17 protein-coding genes are annotated in these 16,741 nt (G+C 73.9%); 11 read left to right on the top strand and 6 right to left on the bottom strand.

The window, feature by feature from the left end:
• Window positions 1-33: 33 nt before the first annotated feature.
• On the top strand, window positions 34-1,221 hold the full coding sequence (locus ACZ60W_RS15900) for a DNA cytosine methyltransferase (protein ID WP_469755898.1): 1,188 nt from the start codon (window positions 34-36) through the stop codon (window positions 1,219-1,221).
• On the opposite strand, the gene ACZ60W_RS15895 is transcribed toward ACZ60W_RS15900, so the two are convergent.
• The 3 genes from ACZ60W_RS15895 to ACZ60W_RS15885 all read right to left on the bottom strand — a co-directional run bounded on the left by ACZ60W_RS15895 (window position 1,222) and on the right by ACZ60W_RS15885 (window position 3,880).
• A complete protein-coding gene (locus ACZ60W_RS15895; protein ID WP_469755897.1) occupies window positions 1,222-1,731 on the bottom strand; it encodes a very short patch repair endonuclease in 510 nt (169 codons plus the stop codon). It abuts the gene before it with no gap.
• Window positions 1,732-1,802: 71 nt separating this feature from the next.
• A complete protein-coding gene (locus ACZ60W_RS15890; RefSeq protein ID WP_469755896.1) occupies window positions 1,803-2,729 on the bottom strand; it encodes a NaeI family type II restriction endonuclease in 927 nt (308 codons plus the stop codon).
• Between the two features lie 146 nt (window positions 2,730-2,875).
• Window positions 2,876-3,880 (bottom strand): SEC-C metal-binding domain-containing protein, encoded by a 1,005-nt coding sequence (locus ACZ60W_RS15885; protein ID WP_469755895.1) that lies wholly within the window; start codon window positions 3,878-3,880, stop codon window positions 2,876-2,878.
• A 63-nt stretch (window positions 3,881-3,943) separates the two neighbouring features.
• Between ACZ60W_RS15885 and ACZ60W_RS15880 the strand changes: the two genes are divergently transcribed.
• Genes ACZ60W_RS15880 through ACZ60W_RS15870 form a run of 3 tightly spaced genes read left to right on the top strand, consistent with a single transcriptional unit; the run spans window position 3,944 to window position 6,512 of the window.
• Window positions 3,944-4,774 (top strand): class E sortase, encoded by an 831-nt coding sequence (locus tag ACZ60W_RS15880; protein ID WP_469755894.1) that lies wholly within the window; start codon window positions 3,944-3,946, stop codon window positions 4,772-4,774.
• The gene (locus tag ACZ60W_RS15875) at window positions 4,771-5,004 is read left to right on the top strand and encodes a DUF3311 domain-containing protein (protein ID WP_469755893.1); all 234 of its coding nucleotides are present in this window, start codon (window positions 4,771-4,773) and stop codon (window positions 5,002-5,004) included. The genes ACZ60W_RS15880 and ACZ60W_RS15875 overlap by 4 nt, the downstream gene beginning before the upstream one ends.
• A gap of 38 nt (window positions 5,005-5,042) precedes the next feature.
• Window positions 5,043-6,512: a sodium:solute symporter family protein gene (locus tag ACZ60W_RS15870; protein ID WP_469755910.1), complete on the top strand. Its 1,470-nt coding sequence runs from the start codon at window positions 5,043-5,045 to the stop codon at window positions 6,510-6,512.
• A gap of 165 nt (window positions 6,513-6,677) precedes the next feature.
• Here ACZ60W_RS15870 and ACZ60W_RS15865 read toward each other — a convergent pair whose 3' ends face one another.
• Window positions 6,678-8,165, bottom strand: coding sequence for an MFS transporter (locus ACZ60W_RS15865; protein WP_469755892.1), 1,488 nt, complete (start codon window positions 8,163-8,165; stop codon window positions 6,678-6,680).
• 88 nt (window positions 8,166-8,253) lie between these two features.
• On the opposite strand from ACZ60W_RS15865, the gene ACZ60W_RS15860 reads away from it, so the two are divergent.
• From ACZ60W_RS15860 to ACZ60W_RS15840, 5 genes are all read left to right on the top strand, one after another.
• Entirely contained in the window at window positions 8,254-8,784 is a 531-nt protein-coding gene (locus tag ACZ60W_RS15860) for a winged helix-turn-helix transcriptional regulator (RefSeq protein ID WP_469755891.1), read from the top strand.
• Window positions 8,785-9,089: 305 nt separating this feature from the next.
• Entirely contained in the window at window positions 9,090-9,386 is a 297-nt protein-coding gene (locus ACZ60W_RS15855) for a DUF6412 domain-containing protein (protein ID WP_469755890.1), read from the top strand.
• A 108-nt stretch (window positions 9,387-9,494) separates the two neighbouring features.
• The gene (locus ACZ60W_RS15850; protein WP_469755889.1) at window positions 9,495-10,214 is read left to right on the top strand and encodes a YidC/Oxa1 family membrane protein insertase; all 720 of its coding nucleotides are present in this window, start codon (window positions 9,495-9,497) and stop codon (window positions 10,212-10,214) included.
• A gap of 136 nt (window positions 10,215-10,350) precedes the next feature.
• Window positions 10,351-11,208 (top strand): fumarylacetoacetate hydrolase family protein, encoded by an 858-nt coding sequence (locus ACZ60W_RS15845; RefSeq protein ID WP_366305014.1) that lies wholly within the window; start codon window positions 10,351-10,353, stop codon window positions 11,206-11,208.
• Between the two features lie 109 nt (window positions 11,209-11,317).
• Window positions 11,318-13,057, top strand: a complete 1,740-nt coding sequence (locus ACZ60W_RS15840) for a choice-of-anchor A family protein (RefSeq protein ID WP_469755888.1) — start codon at window positions 11,318-11,320, stop codon at window positions 13,055-13,057.
• On the opposite strand, the gene ACZ60W_RS15835 is transcribed toward ACZ60W_RS15840, so the two are convergent.
• Together ACZ60W_RS15835 and ACZ60W_RS15830 are read right to left on the bottom strand one after the other, a co-directional pair.
• Window positions 13,029-13,511 (bottom strand): heme-degrading domain-containing protein, encoded by a 483-nt coding sequence (locus ACZ60W_RS15835; RefSeq protein WP_469755887.1) that lies wholly within the window; start codon window positions 13,509-13,511, stop codon window positions 13,029-13,031. The two genes, ACZ60W_RS15840 and ACZ60W_RS15835, sit on opposite strands and share 29 nt — an antisense overlap.
• Complete coding sequence (locus ACZ60W_RS15830) at window positions 13,508-14,596, bottom strand: Gfo/Idh/MocA family protein (protein ID WP_469755886.1); 1,089 nt, start codon at window positions 14,594-14,596, stop codon at window positions 13,508-13,510. Before ACZ60W_RS15830 ends, ACZ60W_RS15835 begins: the two co-directional genes overlap by 4 nt.
• Before the next feature lie 56 nt (window positions 14,597-14,652).
• Between ACZ60W_RS15830 and ACZ60W_RS15825 the strand changes: the two genes are divergently transcribed.
• Entirely contained in the window at window positions 14,653-15,759 is a 1,107-nt protein-coding gene (locus tag ACZ60W_RS15825) for an ROK family transcriptional regulator (protein WP_469755885.1), read from the top strand.
• Between the two features lie 123 nt (window positions 15,760-15,882).
• On the top strand, window positions 15,883-16,737 hold the full coding sequence (locus tag ACZ60W_RS15820; RefSeq protein ID WP_469755884.1) for a hypothetical protein: 855 nt from the start codon (window positions 15,883-15,885) through the stop codon (window positions 16,735-16,737).
• Window positions 16,738-16,741 lie beyond the last annotated feature (4 nt).

Raw genomic sequence — 16,741 nt, 5'->3', positions numbered from 1 at the left:
GCGCCAGCAGGGTTCGGGTTCGAAGGAGGGTGCATGGCCAGCACTGAGTCGGAGTTCACCTCGGTCGAGATCTGTGCCGGAGCCGGCGGGCAGGCCATCGGGCTGCACCAGGCGGGTTTCAGGCATCTGGCGCTCGTCGAGATCGACCCGCATGCGGCCAGGACGCTGCGCAAGAACATCGACACGCAGGAGGCGTGGCGGTGGGAGAAGGAGCACTGTGATCTCCTTCACGCGGATGTCAAGGAGTTCGTGCCGGACAGGGACCTGGTGAAGGCCGGGGAGAAGTGGCGACGCGACGGCCTCGATCTGCTCGCCGGCGGTGTGCCGTGCCCGCCCTTCTCGCACGCGGGCAAGCAGCTCGGCAAGGACGACGAACGCGATCTCTTTCCGCGCATGCTGGAGCTGGTCAAGCTGCTCAACCCCAGAGCAGTCATGATCGAGAACGTGCGCGGGATCATGGATCCCAAGTTCTCCGACTACCGCGACTTCATCAAGGCGAGCCTTCAGGGCGGTGAGTACCGGGAGGAAGACGGGACTGTCGGGTCAGACCGGGGGCTTGGGTACACGGTGTGCGAGTGGGGCGTCCTGGAGGCCAGCGACTTCGGCGTTCCGCAGCTCCGTCCGCGCGCCATTCTCGTGGCTCTTCGTGACGACGTCCTCAAGGATCTGAAGTACGAATGGCCGACTGCCACACATGAGGAGCCGGTCAGCATCGCCGAGGCCCTTCAGCCGACCATGCATGACCGCTACCGGCGCTACTTCGAGGGAGTGCACGGCCAGCGGGCGGCCGACGCCTACAAGGCATGGCTGGGCAACGCCACTCGCCGGGATGCGGAGCTCAAGGGCAAGGGCGGCGGCATCGCACCCACGCTCGTCGGGGGTTCGAAGAAGCACGGCGGCGCCGACCTCGGTCCCAGCCGGGCCAAGGCGGCGTGGAGGCAGCTTGGCGTCTCCGGTCTGGGTGTGGCCAATGACATCGAGACCTGCGCGGCGAAGAAGTCCGAGGACCGTGATCTCTTTGGCCAGGACGGTCCCATGCTCACGGTCCAGCAGGCAGCGATCGTCCAGGGGTTCCCAGACGACTGGATCTTCGAGGGCGGCAAGACCGCGCAGTACCGCCAGGTGGGCAACGCGTTCCCTCCGCCCGTCGCGGCCGCGGTCGGAAAGTCGATCATGGAGGTCCTCAAGGCCGCCCGGGAACGCGACGCCCAGAGCAGCTGATTAGCCGGTGCCGGTGCCGGTGCCGGTGCCGCTGCCCGTGCCCTCGCCGCGAGCGAGGGCACGGCGCGCCCTGACCTCTTGTGTAATCCGGGCCGCGCACGCTTCCGCCGGCTCGTGTTCCCAGAAGCGGAGCACTGTCCAGCCGGCGTCTCTGAGCCGCTGATCGGTATCCCCGTCACGGGTCATGTTCCGGACCACCTTGTCCGACCAGTACCCGGGGTTGGTCTTGGGGGCGACGTAGTGCTCGGGGCACCCGTGCCAGTAGCAGCCGTCGATGAAGACGGCCACTTTCACCGGCCTGAAGACGATGTCTGCGGTGCGCCGGAGGCCGGGGAGCGGCTTGGCCGCGACGCGGTAGCGCAGCCCTTGCGCATGCAGCAGCCGCCGCACCAGCTGCTCCGGCTTGGTGTCACGGCTGCGGATCGCCTGCATGTTCCGGCGTCGTGCTGCTGAGGACGCCCACGATCCTTCCGGGGGCAGCCAGTCCGGTCCTTCGCTTGGCTGGGACATAGGGCTATGGTCCTCCTCCGGTCCGTCTGATGAGGACGGCGCCCCTCCTGGCGCCCGTGGGCCGGGTCGTTCTATGCGGTGTGCGACGGAAGGGAAGGGCCGGGAGCCGTGGCCTCGCCGTCTCTGGCGCATGCCCACCACCGGCCGTCCAGCTCGACGCTGCGGCGATCCGACGGGAAGGGCACTTCGATGACGCGGGTGCTGACGAACTCGCCTTCCCGGGGGACAGGTACACCCAGTGCGGCGGCGACGCGCTTGTGGCTCTCGTAGTCCCCCATGATGAGGAATCCGTCCTTGCGCAGCGCCGAGCGGGAGCCGCCGTTCCCGCGGACCCGCTTCATGTAGTCCTTCTGCTGGGCAACGGTGCGGATCACGTTCCTTCCTATCCTCCGGTTCTGGACCTTTCGGAAGAGCTCGTTGAGTTTGGCCTGGCCCGATGTGTGGGCGAAGACGGCGGCACGGTCCGCGGGGGCCATGTGCAGAAGTACGTTTTCCGGCAGCTCCGCGTCGCGCCAGAGCCAGGCGATCTTGTCCCGGTGTTCCGCCTTCACGGTCAGCTTCATGTCGCGGTTGTTTCCCCGGTTCAGCCACTCGTCCCTGACCCGTATGATCCCCGCGCTCCACAGGCTCTTCTGGTCCTCTGCCCACACCAGGAGGCACAGATGCCCCCGGGCTTCCGGCGGGATCATCCATGCGCCGAACTGCTGTGAGTACTTGCAGTCCACGTCGATGCCGGCGATGCGGTAATCCATTTCAACGCCGTCGGCGAAATCGAATACGCGCTGGAGTTTGATTTCTACCAGGGTGCCGGCATGCGTTTTCTCTGTTTTGTACAGACTCTTCCAGTCGTACCGTCCCGTGTCCTCGCCGTTCAGCAACTGGTCGATCGTGTCCCGGAGCGCGCGGGCAAAACGCTGCTCAGCAGATTCCAGGTGGAAGAGGTGATTCCAGACCGCAGCCAGTTCAGCGTCTTCTGCGAACTGCTTCCGGATGTTCACTGCGGCAGAGATATCGAAGTCAAGGGGGAGCAAGCAACAGGTCCTGTCTGAGAACAGATGATGAGGGAGGGAGCGTGGCTCAGCTGCTGCCGTATGTCACCGAGGCGGCAAGAACTATGTCAGCTGCTGCCGTACTGCTCCAGGTCCTACCCCTGCACCGCGCCCCCGTGGCACTCCCCGTACGGCCGTCCCGATCCGCACCAGCAGGGGTCGGTCTGGGTGGGGGGCCAGGCGGTGGCGCGGGCGCGGGCGGCGAGGGTGGTGGCGTACTGGGGGAGGAGGGCGGGGTGGGAGGGGGGAGTGGACTCGGAGGCGGCGAAGGCTTCGTAGGAGGGGACGGTGGCGCGGACGATGCCGAGGTTGGGGGTGCCGGCCTGGGCGAGTTCGCGGAGGGACGCCTCGATGTCGGTGAGGTGGGCGCGGTAGGTGGGGTACTCGGCTTCGAGCTCGGGATAGGCGGCGAGGAGCTCGTCGAGTTCCGCTTCCGGCCAGTGGAGGACGGCGACGGGGAAGGGGCGGGAGAGGGCGGTGCGGTAGGTGCCGAGTTCGGAGCGGAGGCGGGTGATCTCGGCCTGGAGCTCGGCGGGGTCGGAGGAGCCGAGGGCCCAGAGGCGCTTGGGGTCGTGGAGCTCGTCCAGGGGGACGGCCGCGGTGTGGAGCCGGTCGGCGAGGGTGTCCCAGTCGTCGTGGGGGAGCGCGAGCATGCGGCGGACCCGGTGGCGGGTGATGAGGAGCGACTGGGTCGCGTGGGGGAGCTCCGGGGTGGTGGCGAGGAGCTCGGCGGCCTCGGTGAGGGTGGACTCGGCCGCTTCGAGCTCGTCGTGGGCCTCCAGGGTCTCCGCCGTGGTCTCCCAGGCGGCCGCGTCGGCGGGCTTGGCGCGCCGGAGGCCGTCGATGATGGCGCGGGCCTCGGCCTCGTGGCCGTACTCCCACAGGTTGGCCGCCTTCAGCGCCCGGATGAGGTGGGGGTCGGCGGGGGAGGCGGCGAGGAGGTCGTCGTAGAGGGCGGTGGCGCCCGGGCGGTCGCCCGCCAGTTCCAGGTGGGCCGCGGCCTGGAGGTACAGGGGCTCGCGGTCTCCGGGGTGCTGCGCTGCCGTGCGCAGGAGGCGCTCGGCCTCGGTGGTGTGGGCGGCAGGGGTGTCGGGGCGCATGTTCTCCACCGTACTGCTGTACGGGCCTGGAGAGTTGGCGCCTCAGCGCTTATCGTGCCCCGCGTGCGGGCCAGGGTGGGGCAGCGGGTGCCGGTCGTCGTCCAGGGGCGGGGGCGGCGCCGGACGGGTGCGCGGGTGCTGTGGATCGGCGCCGAGACCGTCGTCACCTGCGGGGTCGTGGTGCTGCTGCTCGTCGTCCATCAGCTGTGGTGGACCAACCGGCAGGCCCGGGCGGAGGCCCGTGAGCAGGTGACGGTGCTGGAGCGCGAGTGGCGGGACGCGTGGGAGATGTCTCCTCCCGGCGACACGCCGGGGCCGGCGGAGTCCGCGGGGCCGGACCGGTCCGGGGCGCCCGAGGAGCCCGGCGGGTCCGGGGTGTCCGGGGGCGGCGTCGAGCCGGGGGCGGCCGCGCGGGGCGGTGCTCCCGCGGAGCCGTCGGGAGGGACGTCGTCGGACGCCTTCGCCGTGCTCCGCATCCCCCGGCTGGGCCTGACGGTGCCGGTCGCCCACGGGGTGTCGAAGCGTTCCGTGCTCGACAAGGGGTACGTGGGGCAGTATCCGGGCACCGCCGCCCCCGGGGCCGTGGGGAACTTCGCCGTGGCCGGGCACCGCAACACCCACGGCGAGCCCTTCCGGTACGTCGACCGGCTGGTGGCGGGCGACCGGATCACGGTGCGGACACGGGCGCGTACGTACGTCTACCGCGTCGACCAGGTGCTGCCGCGGACCGCGCCCCGTGACGTCGGGGTGATCCGGCCCGTGCCGCGGTCGATCGTGAAGCCGTCGTACGGGTACGCCGAGGCCGGCGCCTATCTCACCCTGACGACGTGCACGCCGGAGTTCAGCAGCGCCTACCGGCTCGTGGTGTGGGCGAGGCTAGTCTCGGCCGGGTGATCAGACGCAGGCCGTGGCTCGCTTGGCTTCTCGTTCCCTACGTGCTGTTCGTGGCCGTGCTGCCGCTGGTGAACGGGGTGCCGCTGTTCGTCCTGTGGCTGCTGGGGGCCACGGTGCTGACCCCGGTCGCCGTCGCCCTCGCGCGCCGTGGCGACCTGCGGGAACAGCGGAGGTGGGAGAGCCGGGCGGGGCGGACGGGGCGTCCTGACGGCCGGGGGGCCGGGGAGTGAGCGCCGCCGTCGTGTCCGTCTCCGTGTTCGGCGTGTTCATGGTGGCGACCGTCGTCCTGGGGCTGACGGCCGTCCGCCGCCACGAGGGCGGCGGGCTCGACGGGTGGTCGGTGGGCGGGCGTTCGCTCGGGCCGGTGTTCATCTGGGTGCTGATGGCCGGCGAGGGGTACACGAGCTTCAGCTACCTGGGGGCCGCCGGGTGGGGGTACGACTACGGCGCCCCCGTGCTGTACGTCGTCGCCTACATGTCCTGCGGCTACGCGGTGGGTTACGTCGTCGGCCCGATGCTCTGGGGGTACGCCCGCAAGCACGGACTCGTGGGACTCAGCGACATGGCCGCGCACCGCTACCGGCGGCCGTGGCTCGGTGGGCTCGTCGCCGTGCTGGCGACGGTCTTCCTGCTGCCGTACATCCAGCTGCAGATCACCGGCATGGGCGTGGTGGTCTCGACGATCTCGTACGGGGCGATCGGGCTCGACCTGGCGTACTTCCTCGCCTTCGCCGTGACCACCGGCTTCGTGGTGGTGAGCGGGCTGCGCGGCAGCGCCTGGGTGTCGGTCCTCAAGGACGCCCTCGTCATCCTCACGCTGGGCTTCCTCTTCGTGTACGTCCCGCTCCACTACTTCGGCGGGTTCGGGGAGTTCCTCGGGCGGCTCGTCGACGAGAAGCGGGAGTGGCTGAACCTTCCGGGTCACGGGGGCGAGCGGAGCGAGTACGGGGTCGGGTGGTTCGCCTCCACCACCGTGCTCAACTCCCTCACCGTCGTGATCTTCCCGACGACCGTCGCCGGCTATCTCGGCGCCCGCGACGCCGACACCCTGCGCCGCAACGCCGTCTGGCTGCCCGCCTACAACGTCCTGCTCTTCGTGCCCATGCTCCTCGGCACGGCCGCCCTCTTCGTCGTCCCGGGGCTCGTCGGCGCCGAGTCGAACCTGGCCCTGTTCAAGCTGGTCACGGACTCGCTGCCGGCCTGGGCGGTCGGGATCGTCGGGGTGGCCGCGGCGCTGTCGTCGATCGTCCCGATGGCCGTGTTCATGCTGGTCATCGGCACCATGTGGGGGCGGAGCGTGCTGAGCGGGACGCCGCGCCTGCGGGCCCACGAGAAGGGCCTCGCCCAGCTGGTGGTCATCGTCGCCGGGTCGCTCGCCCTCGTCATGACCTACACCGCCCCGAACACCCTCGTCCGGCTCTCCCTCATCTCGTACGAGGGGATGGCGCAGCTGCTGCCCCTGATGCTGGTCGGGCTCGTGTGGCGGCGGATGACCCTGTGGGGCGGGCTGTCCGGGCTCGGCGTCGGCGTCGCCCTCGTCTGCGGGCTCGTGTTCTCCGGGAACGACCCGCTCGCCGGCGTCAACGCCGGCCTGCTCGCCCTCGCCGCCAACCTCGTGGTGGCCGTCGCCGTCAGCCTCCTCGGCCCCCGGGAACGGTCCGACGACCGCCCCGACGCGGACGTCCTCGCGCGGGAGGAGTTCACGGACGCGGCCGTGGGCGGCGGGGGGAGTGCGTGAGGCCGGAGGGGCGCGGCGGGAGGCGTGGGGCGGTACGGGCCTGGGTGGGGAGGGTGGGGCGGGAGGGGCGGTACGGGGCCGGGTGGGAAGGGGTGAGGCGGCAGGAGGGCCGTGAGGCCGGGCGGGCCCTCCGCGGGCCGGCCGCTGCGGACGCGGAGGGTCGGCTCACCCCCTGCGCCGCCCCAGCGCGAGGGTGAGGGCGGCGCCCGTGAGGGCCAGGGCGGCCGAGGTCAGCAGGGCGGTGTCCGGGCCGGCCGGGACGAGGGCGAGGGTGAGGGCCACGCCGGCGGAGGAACCGATGTAGCGGGCGGTGTTGTTCGCGCCGGAGCCCATCGCGGCGCGCTCCGGGGGTACGGAGTCGACGGCGAGGCGCGGGAGCGCGGCGTTCAGGAGGCCGCTGCCCGCGCCGGCCACGAGGAGGCCGGGGAGGAGGCGGGGCCAGGGGCCGTCGAGGCCGCCGAGCAGGGCCAGGACGCCGGCGGCCGAGAGGGCGAAGCCCAGGGCCAGTTGGTACGCGGCGGAGAGGCGGCCCGCGAGGCGGCGTGCCTGGAGGGCCACGGCGAACGCGGTGCCGGACCACAGGACGAACAGCCAGGCGGCGCCCAGCGGTGACATCCCGGCCCCGCCCTGGAGCAGCGCGGGCACCACGCTGAACAGGCCGATCACCGCCAGTCCCGTGAAGAGCGCGCCGAGCGTCGAGGCGAGGAACGCCGGCCGCCGCAGCAGCGCCAGGTCGATCATGGGGGCACGGCTGGCGCGCTCGACCGCCACGAAGACGGCCGTCAGGGCGGCCGAGGCGAGCAGGAGCAGGCCCACCGGCAGTCGGAGCCAGCCGTCGCGGCCGAGCGTGAGGGCGGTGAGCAGGGCCGCCAGGGCGAGGCCGAGCGCGAGTGCCCCGGGGAGGTCGGGACGGGGAGCCGATCGCGCCGCCCCCACCCCGGCGGCCGCGCCTGCCGCTCCGGTCGCCTTCCCGGCCGCCACGGCCGTCTCCGCCGGCCCCCTCATCCCCGCCGTCTCCGCCGTCCCCCTCATCCCCGCCGTCTCCGCCGTCTCCGTTCGCGGGAGGGCGCGGCTGCCCGCCGCCGCGATCGCCAGGGCGGCCGCGCCCAGGACCGCGTACGCGAGGCGCCAGTCGAGGAGGCTCAGGGCACCGGAGAGGAGGGGGCCGAGGGCGATGCCGCCGCTGACGGCGGCGCCCCAGACGCCGGTGGCCCGGACGCGGTCGCGGCCGGCGGGGTAGGCGTGGGCGAGGAGGCCGAGGCTGCCCGCGAGGACGGCGGCGCTGGCCGCGCCCTGGGCGGTGCGGGCGAGGGTGAAGGTGAGCGTGGAGCCGGCGAGGGCGCCGAGTGCGGTGGTGACGCCGAGGGCGAGGGTGCCGAGGAGGAAGACGCGGCGGCGGCCGTGGGCGTCGGCGAGGCTGCCGGCGACGAGGAGGAGGACGGCGAGGCCGAGCGGGGTGCCGTTGAGCAGCCATGCCTGGGCCGAGGGCGGGGTGCGGAAGGCGGCGGCCATGGCGGGGAGGGTCAGCATCGGGGCCGTGTAGTTCATCAGCGCGACGGCGGTGGCGGCGGCGGTCACGGCGAGGGCGGCCCCGGGGCGGGGCGCGCGCAGGGGCGGCGCCCCGGTGAGGGGTGCGGCGGCGAGCGGGGACATGGCAGGAACCTCCACCCTTAGGTTCGGTGAATGAACCCACCGTACCAGCAAGGTTCGGTCAATGAACCTGCTGGCGTACGATGGGGGCATGGCTCTCGGCAAGGACTACGCCCACCAGCAGTGCTCCATCGCCCGCGCCCTGGAGGTCGTGGGGGAGCGGTGGACGCTGCTCGTCGTCCGCGACGCCTTCTACGGCGTGCGCCGCTTCAGCGACTTCCTCGTCCATCTCGGCGCCCCCCGCGCCGTCCTCGCGGCCCGGCTCCAGGCGCTCGTCGACGCGGGCGTCCTCGAACGGCGCCGCTACCAGGAGTCGCCCCCGCGCGACGAGTACGTCCTGACCGAGCGCGGTCTCGGCCTCTGGCCCGTCCTGCGCTCGCTCGGCGCCTGGGGCCGGGCGCAGGTGCCCGGTGCGCTGCCGGTGCGCCACTTCCACCACGCGGACTGCGGCACGGAACTCGGCTCGTACGGCGAGTGCCCCGCCTGCCGCCTCCCGGTGCCGCCGGCCGACGTCGAGATGCGGCCGGGCGCCGCCCTCGACCGCGACCCGGACGACCCGGTCAGCCGTGCCCTCCTCGCACCCCGCCGCCTCCTCGTCCCGCTGGAGACGGCCGACGCGTGAGCGCCCGGCGGCCGGGCACGGCGGGAGCGGGAGCCGGCCCCGTGCCGCGGAAGCCGGCCCCGTGTCGCCGGAGCCGGCCCCGTGTCGCCGGAGCCGGCTCTGTGTCGCCGAAGCCAGTCCCGTGTCGCCGAAGCCGGCACCGCCTCCTCCCGTCCACAGGCGACGCGGCCCCTGGAGCGCGCGGAAAACATTCCGCACGGGGAACTCCGCCCCGCCGCCACGCGTCCTCACGGTGAGACGCGCGACGGGCGCGGGCGTGCGCGGTCCGCGGGCCGCGCGGTGAAGACGACGAGGAGGTGGTGGGGGTGACGGCCAGGGACCTGGTGCTGCGCGTCCTCGCGCCGCTGTTCTTCCTCCTCGCCCTCGCCGACCTGCTGCTCTCCGACGGTGCGAGCGTCTCCGCCGCCGTCGCCCTCGCGGCGACCACGGTCGTCTGCGCCCTGATCGGGGCGCGTACGGCCCCGGCCGTGCCGCCCACCGCCGTGCGGACCGCGATCCGCGACCGCGAGCGGCGCACCGCGTTCCTGCCGCAGCGCGATCCCGACGCGGCCGGCCGCAGAAGACCCCGAGCCCCCGGCCGTCGCCTCCCGACGGCCGCGTAGGGGAGCCCGCACACCACACCGGACACGCCCTGGCGCGGATCCGTCATGCCGAGACCCGAATTCCTTCCGGTTTCCCCCGGCACGACGAGACCCCACGGAGGGCTCCCCTTGTCCGTCTTCGCCTCGCTGGTCGAGCACCTCGCCGACCTGCTCCAGCCGCTCTTCTCCACCACCGCCACGGCCGCCGCGATCGTGCTCTTCACCGCGGCCGTGCGCCTCGCGGTCCATCCGCTGTCGCGGGCTTCGGCCCGCGGGCAGAAGGCGCGGACGCGGATCGCCCCGCAACTCGCCGAGCTGCGCAGGAAGCACGCCAAGAACCCGGACCGCCTGCGCAGGGAGATCACCGAGCTGCACGCGCGGGAGAAGGTGTCGCCGTTCGCCGGCATCCTGCCCAGCCTGCTCCAGGCGCCCGCGTTCCTGCTGATGTACCACCTGTTCTCGGGCGACCGGATGGCCGGGCACACCCTCTTCGCCGCCCCGCTCGGCGACCACTGGGCCGACGCCCTCGGCCGCGGCGGGGTCCTCGGCCCGGCCGGGCAGGTCTATCTGGTGCTCTTCGCGCTGGTCGCCGGAGTGGCGACGTTCTCGTACCGGCGCACCAAGCGCCAGCTCGCCGAGCAGCCGCTGGATCCGGGCCCGCCGACGCCGGGCGCGGGCGCGATCGCCAAGGTGATGCCGCTGCTGTCCTTCGCCACCCTGATCACGGTCGCCGTGGTCCCGCTCGCCGCCGCGCTCTACGTCGTCACCAGCACCACCTGGACCGCCGTCGAACGGGCCCTGCTGTTCCGCACGGGGAAGGCGCCCGAGCCGCTTGCTACTCGCGCGTAAGGGTCCAGTGCGTGAACGGGGTCTTGCAGACTGACCGGTTCTCTTGGAGGATCGACCAATCCTCCGATGGCCGCACTCCATCGGCCGGGGTACCGCAGGGCCCGCCCGGGCCCGCCTCGACCACAGGGAGAAGACCATGAAGCTGCTGCGTGTCGGCCCGCCGGGAGCCGAGCGTCCCGCCCTGCTCGACCAGGACGGAACCCTCCGCGACCTGTCGGCCCTCGTCGACGACGTCGACGGAGGTCTGCTCGCCGACGCGGCGACGCTCGACCGGATCCGGGGCGCGGCCGGCGCCGGCGTGCTGCCCGCGCTCGACGCCACCGGGCTGCGCATCGGCCCGCCGGTCGGACGGATCGGCAAGGTCGTGTGCATCGGGCTGAACTACCACGGCCACGCCGCCGAGACCGGTCAGGCGACGCCCGCCGAGCCCGTCGTCTTCCTCAAGGCCGCCGACACCGTCGTCGGCCCGGACGACACCGTGCTCGTACCGCGCGGCTCGGTGAAGACCGACTGGGAGGTGGAGCTCGCCATCGTCATCGGCCGCACCGCCCGCTACCTGGAGACCGACGAGGAGGCGCTCGCGCACGTCGCCGGCTACGCGGTCGCCCACGACGTCTCCGAGCGCGAGTTCCAGATCGAGCGCGGCGGCACGTGGGACAAGGGCAAGAACTGCGAGACCTTCAACCCGCTCGGCCCCTGGCTGGTCACCGCCGACGAGGTGCCGGACCCGCAGGCGCTCGGCCTGCGGCTCTGGGTCAACGGAGAGCTCCGCCAGGACGGTCACACCTCCGACCAGATCTTCCCGGTCGCGGAGGTCGTCCGGTACGTCAGCCGGTTCATGACCCTGTACCCGGGCGACGTCATCAACACCGGCACGCCCGCCGGCGTCGCCATGGGGCAGCCGGAGCCGAAGCCGTACCTGCGCCCCGGCGACGTGGTCGAGCTGGAGGTCGACGGGCTCGGCCGTCAGCGCCAGGAGCTCAAGAGCGCCTGACGGCGGCACGCCCCGCGGGGGTGTGCGGTCGACGGCAGTCGAGGTGAAAATGGCGGCGCCCCGCGTGGGGCGTCGCCATTTTCCTGCGCTTTTTTGCATATTGCCGGATATGGAACGAATTGCGCAGGACAGGGGCACGGGCAGCGGCGACGGCAAGGACCCGGGCGGGGTCGGCGACGGGGACCGGGAGCGCCGGCGCGACCGGCGCCGGCTCGCCCTCATCGCCGCGTCGACGGTCGGGGCCACGGCCCTGGTCGGCGCGCTGGCCGTGACCGGCCACGCCGACCCGCTGCCGGGCGGGCTGGGCCCCTGCAAGCCGGGCAAGTGCCCGCCCTCGGGGTATCCCGAGATCGGCAGCGGGACCGTGGTCTACCGCGACAACAACATCAACATCTTCGTCGGCGGAGACTTCCTCGTCCGCGAGTCGGCGGCCGAGGCCGAGGGCAAGATCGTCGTCCTCGGGGGCTTCGACCAGAACAAGAAGGCGGGGGTCTCCGCCGTCTACAACGTCGGCGTCGCCGGCGTGGGCTCGCGCGTCCCGCCGGACGACGGCACCGACTTCCTCACCGTCGGCAAGGACCTCACGGTCGCCGCCGAGCAGCGGCTCCTCGCCGAGGAAGGCACGGTCCACGGCGTCGTCCGGTACGGGGGCACGCTGTCCGGCACGGTCAGCCCGACCGCGGAGCAGGACGACGACGCGGCCGCCCCGTACACGGCCCTGCGCGACCAGCTCAGTGACGCCAGCCAGTGCTACGCGTACGTGAACGGGGCCTCCCGCACCGCCACCGGCACCGCGGTCAACAACGGCTACGAGACCCTCTTCACCGGAGACGGCACGTCGGCGCTCCAGGTCTTCAACGTCGACTTCGACCTGGAGTCGGCGAGCGGCGGCCAGCAGGGCATCACCTTCGCCGGCATCCCCGCGGACGCGACCGTGCTCGTCAACGTCCTCGGCGCCGACCGCACGATCGACTCGTACAACGCCGGCCTGCCGGACGGGCTGCGCGAGCGCGTGCTGTGGAACTTCCCGGACGCGACCGCGGTGAAGTTCGAGGGCACGGCCCAGTTCTCCGGCAGCGTCCTGATCGGCAACCAGGCCAGCGCGACGACGGTGACCATGCCGGGCATCAACGGCCGGTTCTTCACCACCGGCGGCCTGACCCACTCCTCCGAGCCCACCGGGGGCGGCGGCCAGGAGTTCCACGCGTATCCGTTCAACGGCGACCTGCCGTCCTGCACGGACCCGACGCCGACCCCCACGCCCACGCCGACGGATCCGACGCCGACCCCGACGGATCCGACGCCGACCCCGACGGATCCCACGCCCACCCCCACGGATCCGACGCCGACCCCGACGGATCCGACGCCGACCCCGACGGATCCGACGCCGACCCCGACGGACCCCACGCCCACTCCCACGGATCCGACGCCGACCCCGACGGACCCCACACCGACCCCCACGGATCCGACGCCGACCCCGACGGACCCCACGCCCACCCCCACGGACCCGACGCCGACGCCGACGGATCCGACCCCCACCCCGACGGACCCGACGCCGACGCCGACTCCCACGCCGACGCCGACGGACCCCACCAGCGGGGGTTCGACCGACGGTGGCGGTGACACGGGCGGGTACGGCGACGACTCGGGCGGGTACGGCGACGACTCCGGCGGGTACGGCGACTCCGGCGGCTACGGCCAGGCCGGCGGCCACCAGGGCCCGAACGGCCAGCTCCCGGAGACCGGGGCGGGCACCGGGAAGATCGTCATGGGCGCCACCGCGGCCGCCCTCGGCCTGGGCGGCGGCGCCCTGGTGCTCCTCAGCCGTCGGCGGCGGCGTATGAGCTGAGCAGCAGCTCCAGCGCCTCGACGACCAGGGCGTGGTCCTCGGCCTGCGGCAGCCCCGAGACCGTGACCGAGCCGATCACGCCCGCGCCCTCGACCGCGACCGGGAACGAACCGCCATGGGCGGCGTACCGGTCGGGGTCGAGGCGCGAGGACGCCTCGAACGTCGTCCCCTTCGCACGGAAGCGGGCGCCGACGAGGAAGGAGCCGGCGCCGTAGCGTTCGACGACCCGGCGCTTCCGGTCGATCCAGGCGTCGTTGTCCGCGCTCGACCCCGGCAGCGCGCAGTGGAACAGCTGCTGCGCGCCCCGCCGGATGTCGATCGCGACGGGGGCGCGGCGCTCCCGGGCGAGGCCGACGAGCAGCGTGCCGAGCGTCCAGGCGTCCTCGTGGGTGAACCGGGGGAGGACCAGCCGGGCCTCCTGGGCTTCGAGGGCGGTGACCTCGGGGGTGCTCACAGGGTCACCGTGACGCCGTCGCGGGCGGACGTCCGCGCCGCCTCCAGGACGTCCAGGGCCGCGGCGGCCTCGTGCGCGCTGACCGGGGCGGGACCCGTGCCGCGCAGGGCGGCGGCGACGGCCGCGTAGTACGCCGGGTAGTCGCCCGGCTCCGAGGTGACGGGGGTGCCGCCGCCGGTGAGCGGGGATTCCCCGGCTCCGAGCCGGCCGGACAGCTCCTCCGGCTCCACGCCCCAGGCGGTGCCGGGGCCGGGCCGCAGACCCTCGCGGAGGGCGGCCTCCTGGGGGTCGAGGCCGTACTTCACGAAGCCCGCGCGCTGTCCGAGGACCCGGAAGCGGGGGCCGAGCTGGGCGGTGGTGGCGCTGACGTACAGATGGGAGCGGACCCCGCCGGCGTGGGTGAGGGCGAGGAAGGTGTCGTCGTCGGCCTCGGCGCCGGGGCGGCGCACGTCCGACTCGGCGTACACCGAGACCACCGGGCCGAAGAGCACGAGCGCCTGGTCGACGACGTGGCTGCCGAGGTCGTAGAGCAGGCCGCCGATCTCCTCGGCGGCGCCGGACTCGCGCCAGCCGCCCTTGGGGCGCGGACGCCACCGCTCGAAGCGGGACTCGAAGCGCTGGACCTCGCCGAGCGCGCCCTCGTCGAGGAGCCGGCGGAGCGTCAGGAAGTCGTTGTCCCAGCGGCGGTTCTGGAAGACCGAGAGCAGCAGGCCCCGCTCCTCCGCGAGGGTGGCCAGCGCGCGGGCCTCGGCGGCCGTGCCGGCGAGCGGCTTGTCGACCACGACCGGGAGGCCGGCCTCCAGGGCGGCCGTGGCGATCGGCACGTGGGTCTTGTTGGGGGAGGCGACGACGATCAGGTCGAGCGCCTCGGATCCCGGCTCCCACAGCTCCTCGGGGCGGGCGACGACCCGGACGCCGGGGTGGGCGGCCCGGGCCTCGGCGGCCCGCTCGGGGTTGCCGGTGGTGACGGCGGCGAGGACGAGGTCCTCGGAGGCGGCGATCAGCGGGGCGTGGAAGACGGAGCCCGCGAGGCCGTAGCCGACGAGTCCGACGCGGAGGGGGGTGCGGGGGTCGGTGCCAGTCATGCCCCTCACTTAAGCAACGCTGTTGCCAAAGTGCAAGCGACCGCCACAATGGGAGCGTGAAGAAGGATCCGAGGGACCAGGGCGGCGTGAACGTGCCGGCGCTGCGCAGCCACAACGCGGCGCTCGTGCTCGACCTGCTGCGCACGGCGGGGGAGACCGGCATCAGCCGGCTGGAGCTGGCCGAGCGGACCGGTCTCACCCCCCAGGCCGTCAGCAAGATCACCGCACGCCTCCGGGCCGACGGCCTCGCCGCCGAGGCCGGGCACCGCGCCTCGACCGGCGGAAAGCCCCGCACGGTGCTGCGTCTCGTCCCCTCCGCCGGGTACGCCGTCGGCGTCCACGCCGACCGCGACGCGCTCACCACGCTCCTCACCGACCTCGGCGGCGCGGTCGTCTCCCTGCGCCGCCGCGCCCTCGACCTCGGGGCGGGCCCCGGCCCGGTCCTCGACACCGTCGCGGACGAGGTGCGGGCGCTGCTGGCGGACGGACCGGCGGCGTCCGGGAGCGGCGTCCGTCCGGGGCTCCCCGCGGTGCTCGGCGTCGGCGTCGCCATGCCGGGGCCGCTGGACCACCGGGCCGGGGTGCCGGGGCGGGTGACGGGGTTCCCGGAGTGGGAGGGGCATCCGGTGCGGGACGAGCTGGCCGCGCGTACCGGGCTGCCCGTCGTCCTCGACAAGGACACCAACGCAGCCGCCCTCGGACTGGCCCTGCGTCCGGGCGCCCCCGGCTCCTTCGCGTACGTCCACCTCGGTACGGGACTGGGCGCCGGTCTCGTCCTCGGCGGGGCGCCGCTGCGCGGGGACAGGACCGGAGCGGGCGAGATGGGCCACCAGACCGTCCAGCTCGACGGGCCCCCGTGCGACTGCGGCGGGCGCGGCTGTCTGGAGGTCCTGTGCCTGGCGGCGGTGGCGCGAGGCGAGCTCGGCGAGGCCGCCGGGATCCTCGGGGCGGGCGCGGCGAATCTGGTGCGGCTCCTGGACATGGACCAGGTGCTGCTGGGCGGGCGGGTGGTGCTCGGCGCCCCGGAGGTGTTCGCGGACGGGGTCCGCGGGGTCCTGGCCGGGCTCGGTCTGACGACGCCGGTGGACGTGGCGGGGACGGGGCCGGACGCCGTGGCCGAGGGGGCGGCCTGGCTCCTGCTCGGTCCGATCTTCGGACAATAGGCTGATCGGGCGGAAGAGGCGGGCCGTCCGGGGGCGCCCCCGGTGTCGCTGCCCGGCCCGCCCGCTCCGGCGTGGCAGCGTCGCGGCCGACCCGTACGCCCGCGAGCAGCGAAGGCCCCGCCCATGGCATCCACCTCCCCGCACACCCGTCGGGCCGCGACCGCCGCGGCCGCGGCCGCGGTGCTCCTCACCGTGACGAGCCCGGCGGTCGGCGCCCCCGCCCCCGACCCGCCCCCGCCCCCGGCCTGCGGGGCCGCGCCCGACGACAGGTTCCCGATCGACACCCGGATCCTCGGGGGGCCGCAGGAGTACCCGGCGGGCGGGCCCTTCCAGGAGTGGAAGATCGACCTGACCAACACCACGGACGCGTCCTGCTCGGAGATCCATCCGGTGCTGGTGTTCACGGACGGGGCCCGCGCCCTGCGGCCCGCGCAGATCCGCTTCGAGTTCTACGACGCGGGGTCGGCGCGCTGGCGGCCGGTGGCCTTCGAGGAGACCGAGGAGGCGGAGAGCGTCGGCGCGTTCACGGACTTCGGCGGGTTCGCCGTGCCCGCGGGAGGGACCCTCAGCGTCCCCGTCCGGCTGGCGTTCGGCGCGGACACGGCCCCCGACGAGGTCGTCGTCAACGCGGCGGTCGTCCAGCGCAGGGGCGCCGACGGCGACTGGATCGGGGAGTCGGGGGACTACCGCCTCACCGTGGGTCCCGCCGGGCCCCTCGCGCCGCCGGAGCCCGCCGGGAGCGCCCGACCTGACAGACCCGGCGCGACCGAGGTGCCCGGCAGGACGACCGTGCCCCCGGGCAGCCGGCCCGGCGCGAAGGACCCGGCGGCCCCCGAAATCCTCACGCCGGGAGGCGAGCTGGCCCGTACGGGGCGGGCTTCCGGCCGGGAGGCCCTGCTGCTCGCCCCGGCGGCGGCGGCGCTGGTGCTCCTCGGCGCGCTCCTCGTCCGGGCCTCCCGGCGGGCCCGGCACCGCTGAGCCA

The organism is Streptomyces sp. NPDC104202 (genome assembly GCF_055584185.1).
This window is presented reverse-complemented; position numbering and strand designations above follow the sequence as displayed.